18 protein-coding genes are annotated in these 17318 nt (G+C 62.7%); 8 read left to right on the top strand and 10 right to left on the bottom strand.

What is annotated here, in order from left to right:
* Positions 1-124: 124 nt before the first annotated feature.
* Complete coding sequence (locus AB4O25_RS11195; RefSeq protein ID WP_017527485.1) at positions 125-1171, top strand: N-acetylmuramidase family protein; 1047 nt, start codon at positions 125-127, stop codon at positions 1169-1171.
* A 1-nt stretch (position 1172) separates the two neighbouring features.
* Entirely contained in the window at positions 1173-1769 is a 597-nt protein-coding gene (locus AB4O25_RS11190; protein ID WP_065878182.1) for a hypothetical protein, read from the top strand.
* A 57-nt stretch (positions 1770-1826) separates the two neighbouring features.
* Here the strand turns inward: AB4O25_RS11190 and AB4O25_RS11185 are convergent, their stop codons facing one another.
* The gene (locus tag AB4O25_RS11185; protein WP_017527487.1) at positions 1827-2732 is read right to left on the bottom strand and encodes a DUF2167 domain-containing protein; all 906 of its coding nucleotides are present in this window, start codon (positions 2730-2732) and stop codon (positions 1827-1829) included.
* Positions 2733-2793: 61 nt separating this feature from the next.
* Positions 2794-3657, bottom strand: a complete 864-nt coding sequence (locus AB4O25_RS11180) for a LysR family transcriptional regulator (RefSeq protein ID WP_460150859.1) — start codon at positions 3655-3657, stop codon at positions 2794-2796.
* 102 nt (positions 3658-3759) lie between these two features.
* Here AB4O25_RS11180 and AB4O25_RS11175 point away from each other — a divergent pair, with 102 nt between their 5' ends.
* Complete coding sequence (locus AB4O25_RS11175; protein ID WP_068933564.1) at positions 3760-4719, top strand: DMT family transporter; 960 nt, start codon at positions 3760-3762, stop codon at positions 4717-4719.
* Here AB4O25_RS11175 and AB4O25_RS11170 read toward each other — a convergent pair.
* Entirely contained in the window at positions 4633-5004 is a 372-nt protein-coding gene (locus tag AB4O25_RS11170; protein WP_017527490.1) for a VOC family protein, read from the bottom strand. The two genes, AB4O25_RS11175 and AB4O25_RS11170, sit on opposite strands and share 87 nt — an antisense overlap.
* 55 nt (positions 5005-5059) lie before the next feature.
* Positions 5060-5821 carry a substrate-binding periplasmic protein gene (locus AB4O25_RS11165; protein ID WP_017527491.1) on the bottom strand — a complete coding sequence of 254 codons (762 nt, stop codon included), beginning with the start codon at positions 5819-5821 and terminating at the stop codon, positions 5060-5062.
* A gap of 132 nt (positions 5822-5953) precedes the next feature.
* Here AB4O25_RS11165 and dnaX point away from each other — a divergent pair, with 132 nt between their 5' ends.
* The 4 genes from dnaX to recR all read left to right on the top strand — a co-directional run bounded on the left by dnaX (position 5954) and on the right by recR (position 10248).
* The gene (gene dnaX / locus AB4O25_RS11160) at positions 5954-8008 is read left to right on the top strand and encodes a DNA polymerase III subunit gamma/tau (RefSeq protein WP_116079344.1); all 2055 of its coding nucleotides are present in this window, start codon (positions 5954-5956) and stop codon (positions 8006-8008) included.
* A gap of 43 nt (positions 8009-8051) precedes the next feature.
* Entirely contained in the window at positions 8052-8390 is a 339-nt protein-coding gene (locus AB4O25_RS11155) for a YbaB/EbfC family nucleoid-associated protein (RefSeq protein WP_017527493.1), read from the top strand.
* Positions 8391-8544: 154 nt separating this feature from the next.
* On the top strand, positions 8545-9579 hold the full coding sequence (locus AB4O25_RS11150; protein ID WP_017527494.1) for an NADP-dependent oxidoreductase: 1035 nt from the start codon (positions 8545-8547) through the stop codon (positions 9577-9579).
* 66 nt (positions 9580-9645) lie between these two features.
* The gene (gene recR, locus AB4O25_RS11145) at positions 9646-10248 is read left to right on the top strand and encodes a recombination mediator RecR (RefSeq protein ID WP_017527495.1); all 603 of its coding nucleotides are present in this window, start codon (positions 9646-9648) and stop codon (positions 10246-10248) included.
* Positions 10249-10419: 171 nt separating this feature from the next.
* Here recR and AB4O25_RS11140 read toward each other — a convergent pair whose 3' ends face one another.
* Positions 10420-10968, bottom strand: coding sequence for an adenine phosphoribosyltransferase (locus tag AB4O25_RS11140; RefSeq protein ID WP_017527496.1), 549 nt, complete (start codon positions 10966-10968; stop codon positions 10420-10422).
* Positions 10969-11047: 79 nt separating this feature from the next.
* A complete protein-coding gene (gene fnr / locus AB4O25_RS11135; RefSeq protein ID WP_017527497.1) occupies positions 11048-11782 on the bottom strand; it encodes a fumarate/nitrate reduction transcriptional regulator Fnr in 735 nt (244 codons plus the stop codon).
* A 154-nt stretch (positions 11783-11936) separates the two neighbouring features.
* On the opposite strand from fnr, the gene AB4O25_RS11130 reads away from it, so the two are divergent.
* Positions 11937-12401 carry a hypothetical protein gene (locus AB4O25_RS11130; protein ID WP_026067235.1) on the top strand — a complete coding sequence of 155 codons (465 nt, stop codon included), beginning with the start codon at positions 11937-11939 and terminating at the stop codon, positions 12399-12401.
* 6 nt (positions 12402-12407) lie between these two features.
* On the opposite strand, the gene hemN is transcribed toward AB4O25_RS11130, so the two are convergent.
* From hemN to AB4O25_RS11110, 4 genes are all read right to left on the bottom strand, one after another.
* The gene (gene hemN, locus AB4O25_RS11125) at positions 12408-13790 is read right to left on the bottom strand and encodes an oxygen-independent coproporphyrinogen III oxidase (RefSeq protein WP_017527499.1); all 1383 of its coding nucleotides are present in this window, start codon (positions 13788-13790) and stop codon (positions 12408-12410) included.
* Between the two features lie 102 nt (positions 13791-13892).
* Positions 13893-14576: a sulfite exporter TauE/SafE family protein gene (locus AB4O25_RS11120; protein ID WP_017527500.1), complete on the bottom strand. Its 684-nt coding sequence runs from the start codon at positions 14574-14576 to the stop codon at positions 13893-13895.
* Positions 14569-14787, bottom strand: coding sequence for a cbb3-type cytochrome oxidase assembly protein CcoS (ccoS, locus tag AB4O25_RS11115; protein ID WP_017527501.1), 219 nt, complete (start codon positions 14785-14787; stop codon positions 14569-14571). The genes AB4O25_RS11120 and ccoS overlap by 8 nt, the downstream gene beginning before the upstream one ends.
* A 22-nt stretch (positions 14788-14809) precedes the next feature.
* On the bottom strand, positions 14810-17260 hold the full coding sequence (locus AB4O25_RS11110) for a heavy metal translocating P-type ATPase (protein WP_017527502.1): 2451 nt from the start codon (positions 17258-17260) through the stop codon (positions 14810-14812).
* Between the last annotated feature and the right edge of the window lie 58 nt (positions 17261-17318).

Here is a 17318-nt window from a genome sequence, read left to right as displayed (position 1 = left end):
GCGATCACTGGACAACTCAAAACCATCTTGTTAGTTTCCGCCGGCCACTTGTATCAGAGTATGACAATGGCGCCGAATTGATATTGAAGTGCTATCACTTCTTTAACTAACAAGGATGTATGTGATGAAAAGCCTGCAAGGGTTACCCCGTCTTATCAGTGCTTCGGTCGGCGCGCCGGGTAAAGCCCGCAACTTGCCCGCCGATGTTCAGTGCATCCAGTATCTGTTCAATTTGATCATTCCCAAGATGGGTTTTCCGCTGGCCGAAAACGGCAAGTGTGATAGCCAGTTGGTGCAATGCATCAGCCAGTATCAGTTCCGTCATCTCAAGTACGCGCACCCTGACGGTGTGATCGACCCTACCGGTCGCACGTTTAACAGCCTGATCGAAGAAGCGGTGAAAGTGCCGGTCAAAGCCTTTCCAACCATGCGTATCCCGAGCTTTCTCAACGCGTTCGGTAATGGCAACGGCGATGCGGTGCAGGCGACGGTCAATGTGTACCTGGACCGCATGCGCGCAATGATAGAGGCCGAGCGACGTAACCGGCAGCTGATGCTCCAGGCCACGTGCGACGGCGGCATGACGCTCAGCGAAACCGATTTCCAGAACGCCGCCACGCAACTGGGCAGCGGTATCCCGGTGAACATCATCAAGGCCTTCGCCACCGTGGAGTCCGGCGGGCGCTCCGGGTTCGGGCCGGCCAAGTTGCCGGTGATCGCCTTTGAAGGTCACTTGTTTCGCAAGTACACCAAGCACATCTACGACCAGGCGCACCCGCTGCTGTCTTACCCTTACGTGAAAAAAGCCGGACCGCAGTGGCAAACAAACAACAAGGACCAGATCAAAGCCTGGGAAACCATGGCCACTGCGTTTGCCCTGGACCAGGAAGCCGCACTGATGTCGGCCTCGTGGGGCATGTTCCAGATCATGGGCTTCAACTTTGCATCGTGCGGTTACAAGACGGTATTTGAATTTTCGGCGGCGTTGAAAGTGAATGCCGGCAACCAACTCAAGGCATTTCTCGGTTTTTGCAGCAAGAGCCCGGCGTTGATGAAAGCCATGAAGGCCAAGGATTTTACCGGCATGGCGCGCAACTATAACGGCGAGGACTACGGTAACTACGACGTCCTGATGAAAAAAGCCTACGAAAAACTGGAAGGGAAAAAATAGGATGATCCGTTTACTAGCGGTAGGTGTGTTGTCGTTGTGCGCCGTGGCACCCGCCTTGGCCGGTTCGGCCGCGTTGCATTCAGGCAAATACGAAGGGCTGATGTTGGCGGTGACGCCGGACCATCAGGTCGAAGGCTTCTATTCGGAATCAATGGGCGAGGGCGTCAGCCGCGGTTGCACGTTCTACCTGCAAGGCAAGCCTGGCGCGCTGACCACCTGGCTCGACACAACCTACCCCGGCAGCGTGGCGCCTTCAGCGGATGGCGTGACCTTGACCGTGGAAGAAGGGCGCCAGCATCCCGGTTGTCTGAATGTGCTGATGCCGGAGATCGCCACCGGCCTGGACCTGACCCAGACCGCCGACAAAAAATGGATCGGCCTGGTCACCGTGTCGGCCGACAAGGCGTACCTGCTGAAAACTCCCAGCGCCAAGCCCGCCAAGCGTCCCTACATCGTCAAGGGTGATGTAGTGGGCCTGCTGGCACTCAAGGACGGCTGGGCTGAGGTGGAGTTCACCAACGCCGATGATCGTTCGTTCACCGGCTGGATCAGCCAGGATCAATACAGCCGCCTCGCCGCGCCCACTGTCCAGAACTGAGTGACTTCCCCCGCGCCGCTGTGTGCCAGGCACGCAGCGGCGTTTTCATGCCTGGGCTCAGGACTTGTTACGGCCGAACAGCTTGCGTACCCCGGCGAGTAACGCCACTACGCCAATCACCAGAAACTTCTTTGCCGCCAGCAGGAATATGCCGATCTTGGCGAACAGCCCGGCCTTGGCGGCAATCCCGCCGGCCACCAGCGCGGCCAGGCCGTACGTGGCCAGCTTGTCGGTTTTGGGATTGAAGTCGGTGTAGAGGTTGCCGTCGGTGAAGTTGGTAAAGGCCAGGACCTTGGGCAGCTCTTGCTTGATGGTCGGCAGGTCGGCCATGGCCGCGACGGCGTTGAGTTCCAGCACGCCTTCACGACCCAGCACGCGGATGCTGTAGTTGAGTGTGTTCTGCTCGGCGTCGTCGGCTTTCAGTTCCCGCGCCCAATACATCTTGTGCGAGGTTTCGTCGTAGTGCGGCGGTTCGGCCCAGCCCAGCAGGTGCAGGCCGGCGTAGCCTTGTTTCTGGCGTTCTTTGTTGTCGGCTTCGTCTTCTTCTTGCATCTGCTTGAGCAGGTCGGTGTAGTCGATTTTTGCAGCGTCCTCGTCGGAAATATGCCCGTCGGCCTTATAGCTCACGATCACGCCCCAGCCACGCTCGGACAACGGGCTGACCGCTTTGGGCACGATCATGCCCAGGGTCTTGAAGCCCGGCGGGTTGCCCCAGCCATCGGTGAGCAGGCGCTCGGTGTCGGCGGGGTTGAGGTAATAGAATTCGTCGTTGAGCTTGAGGGTGGCAATGCCACTGGGCAGGGTGACCGTGCCGGTTTGTTGTTTGAGCGACGCGAGAAAATGCTCGGCGGTCTCGGCGGGCGCACTGGCTTCAACCGGGGCAGCGGGTGTGGAAGCGGCAAAAGCGGGGGCGACAGGCAGGCTCAGCACGGCCGCCGCCAGCAATAGGCGGAAGTAATTCATGGTAGTCCCTTACATTTTGAATTAATTTCGCGGAAGGATAACCGAAATAACCTGTTACAGGTTAGCTGAAGGTCTCGCGCAGCAGGCCGGCAAACGCATCCCGTGCCAGGTGGCGTTGGGTGTCCTTGTGCCAGAACAGCAGGTTGTCCACGGCCTGCAATTCGTCAAACCGGTACGACGCCAACTGATCGGCCTGCTCATAGCGCGCCAGGATGCCCTCCGGCGCCAGGGCCACGCCAATACCGGCACTCACACAACCAATGATCGTGCCCCAACTGGCATAGCTGGCGACGGTCGGCTTGAAGGCGTGGGGTTTGAGCCAGTTTTCCAGCGCCGCCCGGTAAGGGCAGCCCGGCGGCCACACCAGCAGGGTGCGCCCGGAGAGGTCCTCGGCACTGTGGATCGGCGCGCTGCAGGCGCTGGCGATCAGCACCAGGCGTTCGCTGTAGACCACGCTGTGTTCGAGCTTGGCGCGCGGGTTGCTGGCAGCCACCAGGGCGACATCCAGGCGATGGTGCTGCAGGTCGTCGAGCAACTGGGCCCAGGAGCCGGTCACCAGCTCCAGGCTGACGTCGGGGTAGCGTCGGTGATATTCGGCCAGCAGCGGCGGCAGGCGGCCGCTCGCGCTGGACTCCACCGCGCCGATGCGCAAGGTGCCACGGGGAATCGCGGTGGCGTCCACCGCGCGCTTGGATTCGTCCACCAGCGCGAGGATGCGCTCGCAGTATTCCAGGAAAATTTCACCGGCGGCACTGATGGCCAGCCCGCGTCCGGAGCGGATAAACAGCGGCGTGCCCAACTCGCTTTCCAGCTGCTTGATGCGTGTGGTGATGTTGGAGGGCACGCAGTGCAATTGCTGTGCGGCCTGGGCCACGCTGCCGGTTTGCGCCACGGCTTGCACCATTTTCAGTTGGGCCAGTTCCATTGCTCAGTTCCGCTGATTTCAGAAGTCAGAAACACTTAATTGTCCTACGAGGCGCACGGGCCAAGACTGACGCAATCCCTTCGCAGTTTCTGGACGCCATCGATGAAAACCCCGTCACCCGTGAAGCTTACGCTAGTCATTGCCGGCGTGATCCTCTGTTGGGCTTTTTCGCCGACTGGCGTGCACATGGGCCTGCACAGCTACAGCCCGGGCCAACTGGCGTTGCTGCGGTTTCTGATTGCCTCGGTGTTCATGGGCGGTGTGGCGCTGGTGGTGGGCATCGGCCGGCCGCGCCTGCGGGATGTGCCCTGGTTGCTGGTGTTGGGTTTTTTCGGCGTGTTCCTGCACCACATGAGCCTCAATGCCGGGCAGCAATGGGTGACGGCGGCGGCGTCCAGCGTATTGGCGCAGTCGGTGCCGCTGTTCAGCGTGCTCATTGCGTTTTGCTGCCTGAAGGAACGCGTCAGCGCCTGGCGTTGGGGCTGTGTGCTGCTGGGCTTGCTGGGGGTGCTGGTGGTGATCTGGGGCGACCTGGGCGTGGGCGATGTCGACCCGCGCGGGTTGCTGATCCTGCTGGCGGCGCTGTCATGGAGCGTGTATTTCGCCATCCAAAAACACTATGCCCACCGCTACAGCCCGTTGACCGTGGCGTGCTACATGGTGTGGTCGGGCACCCTGATGCTCTGCGTCAACCTGCCGGGCCTGCCAACCGCCGTGATGCGGGCGCCGTTGCAGCAGAACCTGGCGGTGCTGGTGCTGGGTATTTTCCCCAGCGCCTTGGCCTACCTTGCCTGGGGCTATGTGCTCAAGCATGTCGAGGTCAGCCGTGCGTCGGTGGCGATGTATCTGATCCCGCCGGTGGCGATGGTGATGGCCGCGACGCTGCTGGGTGAACGGATCACCCTGCAGGTGGTGCTCGGCGGCGTGATTGTGTTGGCGAGCGTGGCGGCCATCAGTCTGGAGGGGCGTTGGCGCTCAGTCGTTCAGGCTGAACGCGCGCAAGCGGTGACCGTCGGGGTCTTGGGCGACGAAGGTGTAGCCGAAGTCCACGGCGGTCGGTGACTGCAGGATCGGCGCGCCGCGCTCTACCCATTGATCGTGCAGCGCCCTGACGGCGGCAGTGTCAGCCAGGGCAAAGCCCACTTCGCCGCCCCCGCCGGTGGCCGTGGCGGCCGGCTGCACGGTGTGGCGCGACCACAGGCCCAGCTTCACGCCGTTGTCGAGGATGAACAGGGCAAAGGTCGGATTGAGCTCCACGGGCGGCTTGCCCAGCAGGCGGCTGTAGAAATTGGCGCTGGTGGCCGGGCTGTCGACATACAGCAGGAAGTAATGGGCGAGGGTGTTCATGCAGGCTCCTTGGGGTACGAACGTTGAGTGGCGCCGAGTCTATAAGGCAGCCCTGTCAGTTCCTGTCAGGAGTGTGCAGCGGCACCGGATCCTCGCCGGTGTACAGCTTGATGATGTCGTCGATTTCGCCGGACATCTTCATGTGCAGCAGCGCGCGCAGAATTTTTTGCACCGGTACGGTGGGGTCATTGCGCACGACGCAGCCGAGGTCTTGCTCATTAATCACGGCCACCTTGTGCAGCCGTTGGCCGATCGGCATTTTTTGGTTGAAGCGGTCGACGCTCCATTCGTTGCTCGCCGCGTAGGTGTAACGCCCGGCCACCAGTTTGTGCAGCACCTGTTCTTCGCTGCGTGCATCGTCCCGGCTGAGCTGGCCGTTGGCAAACAGCGGATCGAGGATGGCATAGCGATAATTGAGCACCGTGCCGATCGACTGTGGCGCCAGCTTGAGTATCTGTACCGGCTGGCTGCGGGTACTTACCAGTACGTTGCGCTGCACCATCAGCGGCACGCTCCAGATGTAATCGCCCGACAGGTTATCGACCCATGACGGCGTGACGTAACAGCGCACGTCAATTTCACCATGGGCCATGGACGCGGCGATCCGTGCGCGTGCCAGTACCTGGAAGTGCGCCGGATGGCCAACGTGGGTGGCCAGGCTCGACATCAAGTCATACACAATACCCTGGGTTGGCCGGCCATTATCCAGTTGCACCATGGGCATCGCCCAACTGTCGGACACCGAAAAGCGCAGCGGTGCAGGCGCCGCAAGGCTCGCCGTGGTGATCATCCATAAAGCGCCCAGGACTACGCGCATATTCTCTCCGGGTTCAGGCCTTTGCAGGCCACTGCGCAGAGCTTAGTCAGATTAGACGAGCGTGCCGGATGCAATTTCCCCCTTGCTCCGCTAGCATTACGGGCTTCCGCTTCCCAGTTGCGACGGTTTTCGATGAGTTATCAGGTTCTTGCACGTAAATGGCGCCCGCGCTCGTTCCGCGAAATGGTCGGCCAGACCCATGTGCTCAAGGCTCTGATCAATGCCTTGGACAGCCAACGGCTGCACCATGCCTACCTGTTCACCGGCACCCGTGGGGTGGGCAAGACCACTATTGCGCGCATCATCGCCAAATGCCTGAACTGTGAAACCGGCATCACCTCGACGCCCTGCGGCACCTGTTCGGTGTGCCGGGAAATCGACGAAGGGCGTTTCGTCGACCTGATCGAAATCGATGCCGCGAGCCGCACCAAGGTCGAAGACACCCGCGAACTGCTGGACAACGTGCAGTACGCGCCGAGCCGCGGCCGCTTCAAGGTCTACCTGATCGACGAAGTGCACATGCTGTCCAGCCATTCCTTCAACGCGTTGTTGAAAACCCTGGAAGAGCCGCCGCCCTACGTCAAATTCATCCTGGCCACCACCGACCCGCAGAAGCTTCCTGCAACGATTCTGTCGCGGTGCCTGCAGTTCTCTCTGAAAAACATGACCCCCGAGCGCGTGGTCGAGCATTTGACCCACGTGCTGGGCGTCGAGAACGTGCCGTTCGAAGACGACGCACTGTGGCTGCTCGGCCGCGCCGCCGATGGCTCGATGCGGGATGCCATGAGCCTCACCGACCAAGCCATCGCCTTTGGTGAAGGCAAGGTCATGGCCGCCGATGTGCGCGCGATGCTCGGCACCCTCGACCACGGCCAGGTGTTCGACGTGCTGCACGCGCTGATCGAAGGTGACGCCAAGGCGTTGCTTGAAGCGGTGCGCCACTTGTCGGAACAGGGCCCGGATTGGAACGGCGTGCTGTCGGAAATTCTTAATGTGCTGCACCGCGTTGCCATCGCCCAGGCCCTGCCGGAAGGGGTCGACAACGGTCATGGCGACCGCGACCGCGTATTGGCCCTGGCCCAGGCGCTGCCGGCCGAAGATGTGCAGTTCTACTACCAGATGGGGCTGATCGGTCGCCGCGACCTGCCGCTGGCGCCGGACCCGCGGGGTGGCTTCGAGATGGTGCTGCTGCGGATGCTGGCCTTCCGGCCTGCGGACTCGGCAGACGCACCGAGGCAGCCGCTAAAGCCAGTGGGGATCAGCCAGGCCACAGTTGATTCCGCCAAACCAGTGGCTGGCGCGGCGGTCGTCGCGCCAGTGGTTGCTGCGCCTGCCCCGGCGCCTGCGCCTGTCGCGGCGGCGCCGGTGGCCGAGCCTGCCCCGGTTATCGAAGCCGAGCCCGCGCCTGTCGTCGACCTGCCGTGGAACGACCCGGTAGAACCCGAGCCCGAACCCGAAGTCGAGCTGCAACCCGCCGTGGAGCCCGTGCTGGAAACCACCGGCGAGCAGCCCGAGCTGACGCCAATGCCTGCGCCGACCCCGGACAGCGCAGTGCCGGCCGCGCCGGAGTGGGTGTCGGCGCCGGTGCCCGAGCCGACCGTGGCCCAGGTCGATAGCGCCACGCCGGGCATCGACCTCGATGACGACGAGCCGCCGCTGGACGAAGACTACATCGAGCCGGACATGGATTCGGCCTACAGCTACCTGGACGACCTGGCCAGCGAACACACCGCCGAGCCTGCGCCCGAGCCCGAGCCTGAACCCGCTGCGGCCCCGGCCACCGGCCTGGCGTTGCAATGGCTGGAACTGTTCCCGAAACTGCCGATCTCCGGCATGACCGGTAGCATCGCCGCCAACTGCACGCTGATCTCCATCGAGGGCGACCACTGGTTGCTGCACCTGGACCCGGCCCATAGCGCCCTGTTCAACGCGACCCAGCAACGCCGGCTCAATGACGCGCTCAACCAGTACCATGGGCGCACGCTGACCATCGCCATCGAGTTGATCAAGCCCGAGCAGGAAACCCCCGCCCAGGCCGCCACACGCCGGCGCCTCAACCGCCAGCGCGAGGCTGAAGAGTCGATCCACGGCGATCCGCTCATCCAACAAATGATGCAACAGTTCGGTGCGGTCGTCCGCCACGATACTATTGAACCTGTCGAAGCCCCGGTGCCCCAGGCGTCATAACACCGGGCTATTAACTGATCCACGAACGTTTGAGGTGATTCCCATGATGAAAGGTGGCATGGCCGGCCTGATGAAGCAGGCGCAGCAGATGCAGGAAAAAATGGCCAAGATGCAGGAAGAACTGGCCAACGCCGAAGTCACCGGTAAAGCCGGTGGCGATATGGTCAGCGTGGTGATGACCGGTCGTCACGACATCAAGCGCGTGAGCATCGACCCAAGCCTGCTCGAAGGCGTCAGCGATGACGACCGTGAAGTGCTGGAAGACTTGTTCGCCGCCGCCGTCAACGACGCCGTGCGCAAGATCGAAGCCAACAGCCAGGACAAAATGTCCGGTGTGACCGCTGGCATGCAGCTGCCACCGGGCATGAAGCTGCCGTTCTGATCGGCAGTCTGCGCTAAGCTCCAATGCCAGGCCTCGTGCCTGGCATTTTTTTTGTCTGCCGGTGATCGCTCCAGCAGGTGGGAACGATCTGAACCCCAACCACCTGATGATGGTCTGCACCCTGTACCGATGAATTCGATAAAGGAGCCCCTTCATGCCTCAAGAACCGACACTCAACCAGCGCATCGTCCTGGTCTCGCGCCCTCACGGCGCGCCCACCCCGGAAAACTTCCGCCTGGAGCGCGTGAGCCTGCCGGAGTTGGCGGACGGCCAGGTACTGCTCAAAACGCTGTACCTGTCCCTCGATCCCTACATGCGTGGGCGTATGAGCGATGCCCCGTCCTACGCCGCACCGGTGGAAATCGACGAGGTAATGACCGGGGGCGCTGTCAGCCGTATCGAACAGTCGCGTCATCCTAAATTCGAGGTGGGCGACCTGGTGGTCGGCGCCACCGGCTGGCAGAGCCACAGTATTTCCGACGGCCGCAACCTGATGCCGGTGCCCAAAGGCCTGCCCAGTCCGTCAATGGCCCTGGGTGTGCTGGGCATGCCTGGCATGACTGCCTACATGGGCCTGATGGACATCGGTCAACCCAAGGCCGGCGAAACCCTGGTGGTCGCCGCGGCATCCGGCGCGGTGGGCTCGGTGGTGGGCCAGGTGGCCAAGCTCAAGGGCTTGCGTGTGGTCGGCGTCGCGGGCGGCGCCGACAAGTGCCGTTATGTGGTGGATGAGCTTGGCTTTGATGCCTGTATCGACCACAAGAGCGCGGAGTTTGCCGATGAGTTGGCCCAAGCCTGCTTCAACGGTGTGGACATCTACTTCGAGAACGTCGGTGGCAAAGTATTCGACGCCATAGTGCCCTTGCTCAACCCCAAGGCTCGCATTCCCCTGTGCGGGCTCATCGCCGGCTACAACGCCCATGAGGCGCCCAGCGGGCCTGATCGCTTGCCGGCCTTGCAACGTACCCTGTTGACCAAGCGTGTGCGGATCCAGGGCTTTATCGTATTCGACGACTACGGCGACCGTCAGCCCGAGTTCCTCAGCGCCATGGCGCCTTGGGTACGCGACGCTAAGATCAAGTTCCGCGAAGACGTGGTCGAGGGCCTGGAGCGCGCGCCCGAAGCCTTTATCGGTTTGCTCGAGGGGCGCAACTTCGGCAAGTTGGTGGTGCGCGTCGCCCAGGATTGAGGATTTGACGCTAATCCGGGGCGCGGGTATAAACCGCGTCTCGTTGTTTTGTCGGACCATTGCCCCATGAGCTTCAGCCCCCTGATTCGCCAACTGATCGACGCCCTGCGCACGTTGCCCGGCGTCGGCCAGAAAACCGCCCAGCGCATGGCGCTGCAACTACTGGAGCGCGATCGCAGCGGCGGTTCCCGGTTGGCCCAGGCCCTGAGCCAGGCCATGGAAGGTGTGGGCCACTGCCGCCAGTGCCGCACCCTCACCGAAGAAGAACTCTGCCCGCAATGCGCCGACCCGCGCCGCGACGACACGCTGTTGTGCGTGGTGGAAGGGCCGATGGACGTGTACGCGGTGGAGCAGACCGGTTATCGCGGGCGCTACTTTGTGCTCAAGGGCCATCTGTCACCCCTGGACGGCCTGGGCCCGGAGGCTATCGGCATTCCGCAACTGGTGGCGCGGATCGAAGAGCAGGGCACCTTTACCGAAGTGATCCTGGCCACCAACCCGACCGTGGAAGGTGAAGCCACTGCGCATTACATCGCCCAACTGCTGAGCAACAAAGGCCTGATCACGTCGCGCATCGCCCATGGCGTGCCGTTGGGCGGAGAGTTGGAGTTGGTGGACGGCGGCACCCTGGCGCACTCGTTCGCCGGTCGCAAGCCGATCGCGCTCTAGCGGACACTGCAGGGCTAAAAATGTGGGAGGGGGCTTGCTCCCGATAGCAGTGGGTCAGTCAATGAATGTGTTAACTGATACACCGCCATCGGGAGCAAGCCCCCTCCCACAATGGTTTTGCAGTGTTAGTGAGATATATGTTGTCCGCGATGTCCTCAGCCCGGCCACTCGTTAACGTTCAGTCAACGCAAACTGCGTCAGGCAAAAAGTCGGAATCCCCATATCTTCCAAGCGCTGCGAGCCGCCCAGTTCCGGCAGGTCAATAATCGCCGCCGCTTCAAAGACCTTGGCGCCCATGCGCCGCACCAGGTTCGCCGCTGCGATCAAGGTTCCGCCGGTGGCGATCAGGTCATCGAAGATCAGCACCGAGTCACCTTCGCACAGGCTGTCGGCGTGCACTTCCAGGAAGGCTTCGCCGTACTCGGTCTGGTAACCCTCGGCCAGCACATCGGCCGGCAGCTTGCCCTGCTTGCGGAACAGAATCAGCGGCTTGTTCAGTTGGTAGGCGATGATCGACCCGATCAGGAAACCACGCGCATCCATGGCGCCGATATGGCTGAAATCGGCTTCGACATAACGGTGGGCAAAGGTGTCGGCCACCAGGCGCAGGGCCTTGGGCGATTGGAACAACGGCGTGATGTCACGGAAGATCACCCCAGGCTTGGGGAAGTCGATGACAGGGCGGATCAGGGATTTGATGTCGAACGAATCGAAGGTCATCGTCGAAGAGTCCTGGGAGGAAAACGGACTCGGAGTATACCTGCGGCCTCGCTGCTTGGCGCGGCCGCAGATGTCTGGCTCAGCCTTCCAGAGAGCCGCCGGCCAGCGCGCACAGCTGGATCGGATCGAGGATGTGCACTTCCTTGCCTTCGGCGGCCAGCAGTTCGTTCTGCTGGAAACGGGTAAATACGCGGGACACGGTTTCCACCGCGAGGCCCAGGTAGTTGCCGATTTCGTTGCGCGACATGCTCAGGCGGAACTGGTTGGCCGAGAAGCCACGGGCACGGAAGCGCGCCGATAGGTTGACCAGGAAGGTGGCAATGCGCTCATCGGCGGTTTTCTTCGACAGCAACAACATCATTTGCTGGTCGTCACGAATTTCGCGGCTCATCACGCGCATCAACTGGCGGCGCAGTTGTGGCAGTTGCAGGGCCAGTTCGTCGAGGCGTTCGAAGGGAATTTCGCATACCGATGTGGTCTCCAGCGCCTGGGCCGACACCGGGTGAATCTCGGTGTCCATGCCCGACAGCCCGACCAGCTCGCTGGGCAGGTGAAAACCGGTGATCTGTTCTTCGCCGCTGTCGCTGAGGCTGAAGGTTTTCAAGGCGCCCGAACGTACTGCATAGACGGAATCGAATTTGTCGCCCTGGCGAAACAGAAACTCGCCTTTTTTCAGCGGGCGACCACGTTTTACGATGTCGTCCAGCGCGTCCATGTCTTCCAGATTCAATGAAAGTGGCAAGCAGAGCGGGGCCAGGCTGCAATCCTTGCAGTGGGCCTGGCCGTGAGCGCGCAGTTTGGCTGGCTCGGACATTTCTTAAATCCTTGTGGGAAAACACACATAAGACGTAAGGGTAACGCACAGTGAGGGGGTGAGGCCAGCCTGTACAAAAAAACGCGGTCGGTATAAAGATCCGCAAAAAACGGCCGATAGTCTGCTATCGACTCTTCATTCACGGGCTAAATTGATGCTTTCTTTCAATACTAATCTCGCAGCCAGCGTCAGCATCCCAGCGGCTCAGGCCACTAAAGACGACGCTGTGAAAGAGAAGGATGACGTGACGGGTGTGGCGGAAGTAGCCAAGCCTGGCGTTTCGGTAACGATTTCCGGTGCCGCAATGAAAGCCGCGGCGGCGCAGAAAACCTCCAACAACGATATTGATGACAGTGGCCTGGCAGACAACGTCAAGCAACTGCTGAAGATGATTCGCGACATCAAAAAGCAGATCGCCGAGAAACAAGCCGAAATGGCGGCCGTGATGGCCGACAAGAACCTCAGCCCTGAACAGGCCAGGGCCAGGCTCGCCGGCCTGCAATCGGCCTTGAGCGGCTTGCAGGCCGGCTTGACCAGTGCTCAGGCATCCTTGGCCAAGGCGATGAAGGATATGAGCGCCGGCGATGCGATCAAGGCCTCCGGCCTGGCGATGAAATAGCCGCGCTTAGATCACCCGCGAAAACCGCTGCCGGTTCTGGTGTTCCAGGTACGTATCGAACACCATGCACACCGACCGCACCAGCAAGCGCCCGGCAGGCAATACGCGAATGCCCTGGGCGTCGAGCTCGATCAGGCCGTCGGTGGCCATGGTCTCCAGTTGCGGCCAGATCTCGTCGAAGTACCCGCGAAAATCAATGTTGAAGGCCTGTTCGATGCGTTCGAATGCCAGGCTGAAATTACAGATCAACTGCTGAATCACCTCCCGCCGCAACCGATCGTCCGTGGTGCAGACCAAGCCACGGCTGGTGGCCAGTTGCGCGCCGGCCAAGGTGTTCTGGTAGCCGTTGAGGTCGCTGCTGTTCTGGCAGTACAGGTCGCCGATCTGGCTGATTGCCGACACGCCGAGCCCGATCAGGTCGCAGTGACCGTGAGTGGTATAGCCCTGGAAGTTGCGTTGCAGGGTGCCTTCTTCCTGGGCGATGGCCAATTCGTCATCGGGCAGGGCGAAATGGTCCATGCCGATGTAACGATAGCCGGCCAGGGTCAGTTGCTCGATGGTGGTGTGCAGCATCAGCAGTTTTTCGGCGGGCGACGGCAGGTCGTCGGTGTTGATGCGCCGCTGGGGCATGAAGCGCTCCGGCAGATGCGCGTAGTTGAACACCGACAGGCGGTCCGGTTGCAGCTTGATCACTTCTTCCACGGTGCGCGCGAAGTTGATCGGCGTTTGCTTGGGCAGGCCGTAGATCAAGTCGATGTTGATCGAGCGAAATTGCAGGGTGCGCGCGGCGTCGATCACCGCGCGGGTTTCCTCCAGGCTTTGCAGGCGATTGACCGCCCGTTGTACCTCGGGGTCGAGGTCTTGCAGGCCCACGCTGATACGGTTGAAACCCAGCTCGCGCAGCAGGCCCATGGTGGCCCAGTCGGCTTCGCGCGGGTCGATCTCGATGCCGTAGTCGCCGGAATCATCCTCAAGCAAATTGAAGTGCTGGCGCAGGCAGGCCATGACCTGGCGCAATTCGTCGTGGCTGAGAAAGGTGGGGGTGCCGCCGCCGAAATGCAGCTGTTCAACCGGCTGTTTCGGGTCGAGGTGGCAGGCCACCAGTTGAATCTCCTGCTCAAGGCGTTGCAGGTAGGCGTGGGCGCGGCCACGGTCCTTGGTGATCACCTTGTTGCAGGCGCAGTAGTAGCAGATGTTCGCGCAGAACGGCACATGCACATACAGCGACAATGGTCGCACGGCCTTGCGGCTTTCGCGCAGGGCATGGAGCAGGTCGAAGGTGCCGACCTGGCTGTCGAATTGTACGGCGGTGGGGTAGGACGTGTAGCGCGGTCCTGCCAGGTCGTAGCGATGAATCAGATCGGTATCCCAACGAATGGCGTCGAGCATGCGGGCGTCCCCCGGATAGGCTAGTGGGCCGAGTCTAGGGGCTGTGCGGGGCTGGCACCTTGATTTGCATCAACAGGGAGCGGCGCTATGCCACATGGCCCTTTAGTGGCCCATTAGCCAGTGCTGATGCGGCCCCGGCAAGGTCCATATGCCAAACACCATCACCAGCAAGCCACCGGCCATACGCACACTGCGTTTACGCAAGAGTGCGGTCACGCGTTCGGCCGCGAGCCCTGTCGCCAGCAACACTGGCCAGGTGCCCAGGCCGAACGCCAGCATCAGCAGTGCACTGTTCAGCGCATTGCCCTGGCTCGCGGCCCACAGCAGGGTGCTGTAGACCAACCCGCACGGCAACCAGCCCCACAGCGCACCCAGCAGCAAGGCGCGGGGCAGGCTCGACACCGGCAGCAAACGGTTGGCGACGGGCTGGATATGCCGCCACAGGCCGCGCCCGAGGCTTTCGATGCGGGTGAGGCCGCTCCACCAACCGGCCAGGTACAGGCCCATGCAAATCAGCAACAGGCCGGCCAGCACGCGCATGAACATCGCCGCCGGGCTATTGGCCACGGCCCAGCCGGCCAGGCCGATCAACAGCCCGGCGGTGGCATAACTGAAGATGCGCCCCAGGTTGTACGCCAGCAGCAGGCGAAACCTGCGGCGTCGTTGCTCCTTGGGAATGGCCAGGGTCAGCGCGCCCATCAGCCCGCCGCACATGCCCAGGCAATGGCCGCCGCCCAGCAAGCCCAGGATCAGCGCGGAGACCAGCAAGGGGGCCAATTCAAGCATGGGGCGGGTCTTGGGGCTTGGGCGGTTGTTCGGCGCTATTGGCTTCGTCGACGGCGGCCAGGTGGTTAGGGTCCTGGTCATCGAACAGCACGCTGTGGGCCGGGCCGTCGAGGTCGTCGTACTGGCCGCTGTCCACGGCCCAGAAAAAGATGTAAATGGCGATCGCCACGATCAGCAGCGCCGCTGGAATCATCACGTATAAAGCTGGCATCTGCACTCCATGCCCGCGCGGCTCACGCCGGCAGCGGGCGGGTGATTGAGGGGGCGCCGCCTGCTGGCGCGCTCGGCAGGCGAGTCAGGCGCAGGGCGTTGAGCACCACGGTCAATGAACTGATGGACATGCCGACCGCCGCCCAGATGGGGGTGATCCAGCCGAGGGCGGCGAACGGCAGCATCAGGCCATTGTATAGACCCGCCCACAGCAGGTTTTCAAGAATCACTCGTCGGGTGCGCCGCGCCAGGCTGAAGGCCTGCACCAGGGCGTCGAGGCGGTTGGACAGCAGCACCGCGTCGGCGCTGGTCTTGGCCAGGTCGGTGGCCGAGCCCATGGCCACGCTGATATCGGCGGCGGCGAGTACCGGTACGTCATTGACGCCGTCGCCGAGCATCAGCACCTTGCGGCCTTCCTTGTGCAGTTGTTGCAGCACCTGCAACTTGTCGTCGGGGCGCAGGCCACCGTGGGCCTCGTCGATACCCAGCTCAAGGGCGACGCTGGCGACCATCGGCGAGCTGTCCCCCGACAGCAGCAAGGTACGCCAGCCGCGTGCCTTGCAGGCGGCGAGCAGGGCGGGGGCATCGCTGCGCAGGCGATCGTCGAGTACGAACCAGGCGAGGGCGCCGTCGCGGTCGCCCAGCAGCAGCCATTGCCCGGCGTCGTCCGGTGAAGCAGGGGCCGGGCAACCACTGAGTTCACACACAAAACCCGGCTGGCCGATGCGCAATAAGCGCCCGCCCACACAACCCTCCAGGCCCAGGCCCGGGGAGCTGAGTACCTCATCGGCGGCCAGCGGCGCGCGGCCAAAGGCTCGGGCAATCGGGTGTTCCGAGCGGTTTTCCAGGGCGGCCGCAAGGCTCAGGCAGCGGTCGCTGCTCAGTTCGCCCAACGGCCGAATCGCCCGCAGTGCCAAGCGGCCCTCGGTGAGGGTGCCGGTCTTGTCGAAAATCACCGTGTCGATCTGGTTCAGGCCTTCCAGCACATGACCGCGAGTCAGCAGCAGCCCGAGTTTATGCAGGGTCCCGGTGGCGGCGGTGAGGGCCGTCGGCGTGGCCAGGGACAAGGCGCACGGGCAAGTCGCGACCAGCATGGCCAGTACGATCCAGAATGCTCGCGATGCATCCAGTTCCCACCACAGCAGGCCGATCAGCGCGGCGGCGATCAGCGAACACAGCAAGAACCACTGCGCGGCGCGGTCGGCGATTTGCGCCAGGCGCGGCTTCTCGGCCTGGGCCCGTTCCAGCAGGCGCACAATGGCGGACAAACGCGTCTCATGGCCCAGGGCGCGCACTTGGACGGTCAACGGGCCCTCGACATTCAGGGTGCCGGCCGTGACCGCATCACCGACCTGACGCGGTTGCGGCAGGTACTCGCCAGTGAGCAGCGATTCATCGATGCTGGACTGGCCGTCGAGGATCACACCATCCGCCGGCAGCACCGCGCCCGGATGCACCAGTACACGGTCGCCCAGGGCCAGTTCGCTCAACAGGATGCGCTCGCTCTGGCCATCGGCCTGCACGCGCAGGCACGAGGCGGGCAACAGGTTGACCAACTGCGCAGTGGCCGCCGCCGTGCGCTCGCGGGCACGCCGTTCCAGGTAGCGCCCCGCCAGCAGGAACAGCGCAAACATGCCCACCGCATCGAAGTAGAGTTCGCCGACACCGGTGATCGCGGTCCAGATTCCCGCCAGATAAGCCCCGCCAATGGCCAGGGAGACCGACACGTCCATGGTCAGGTGGCGCGTGCGCAAGTCGCGCATGGCGCCCTTGAAGAACGGCGCGCAGCTGTAGAACACGATGGGCGTGGTCAGAAACATCGCAACCCAACGCAAGATGACGTGCAGTTCCGGGCTCAGGTCGATATTGAATTCGGGCCAGGTGGCCATGGTCGCCATCATCGCCTGGAACCACAACAGCCCGGCCACACCGAGTTGGCGCAGGGCCAGGCGGTTTTCGCCGGCCAGTTGCTCGGCGGCGCGGTCGGCTTGATACGGGTGAGCGGCGTAGCCGATATGGCGCAGTTCACTGAGCACTTGGCTCAGTGGCAGTTGCCCGTCGGCCCAACGCACTTGCAGGCGATGGTTGGACAGGTTCAGCCGCGCCTCGGCCACGGCGGGCAGGCTGCGCAGGTGTTTTTCGATCAACCAGCCACAGGCGGCGCAGCTGATGCCTTCCATCAGCAGGGTGGTTTCAGCCAGTTCGCCCTGGTGGCGCACGAACGGTTTTTGCACGTCGGCGCGGTCGTACAGCGCCAGTTCGTCCACCAGTTGCACCGGCAGCGTTTCGGGGTTGGCCGAGGCTTCGCTGCGGTGCTGGTAATAGCTTTCCAGGCCGCCGGCGACGATGGCTTCGGCGACTGCCTGGCAGCCCGGGCAGCAGAGCTCACGGCGCTCGCCGAGGATATCGGCGGTGAACCGGCTGCCCGGCGGAACGGGCAGGGCGCAGTGGTAGCAGGGAGTTGGGCTGGTCATTGGTTTGGATCTTGGTTGGCTGGGAGGGCCTCATCGGGGGCAAGCCCCCTCTCACAGG

The organism is Pseudomonas sp. S3_A03 (assembly GCF_054668275.1).
The sequence above is the reverse complement of the archived record's forward strand: the minus strand, read 5'-3'. Positions and strand labels throughout refer to the sequence as shown.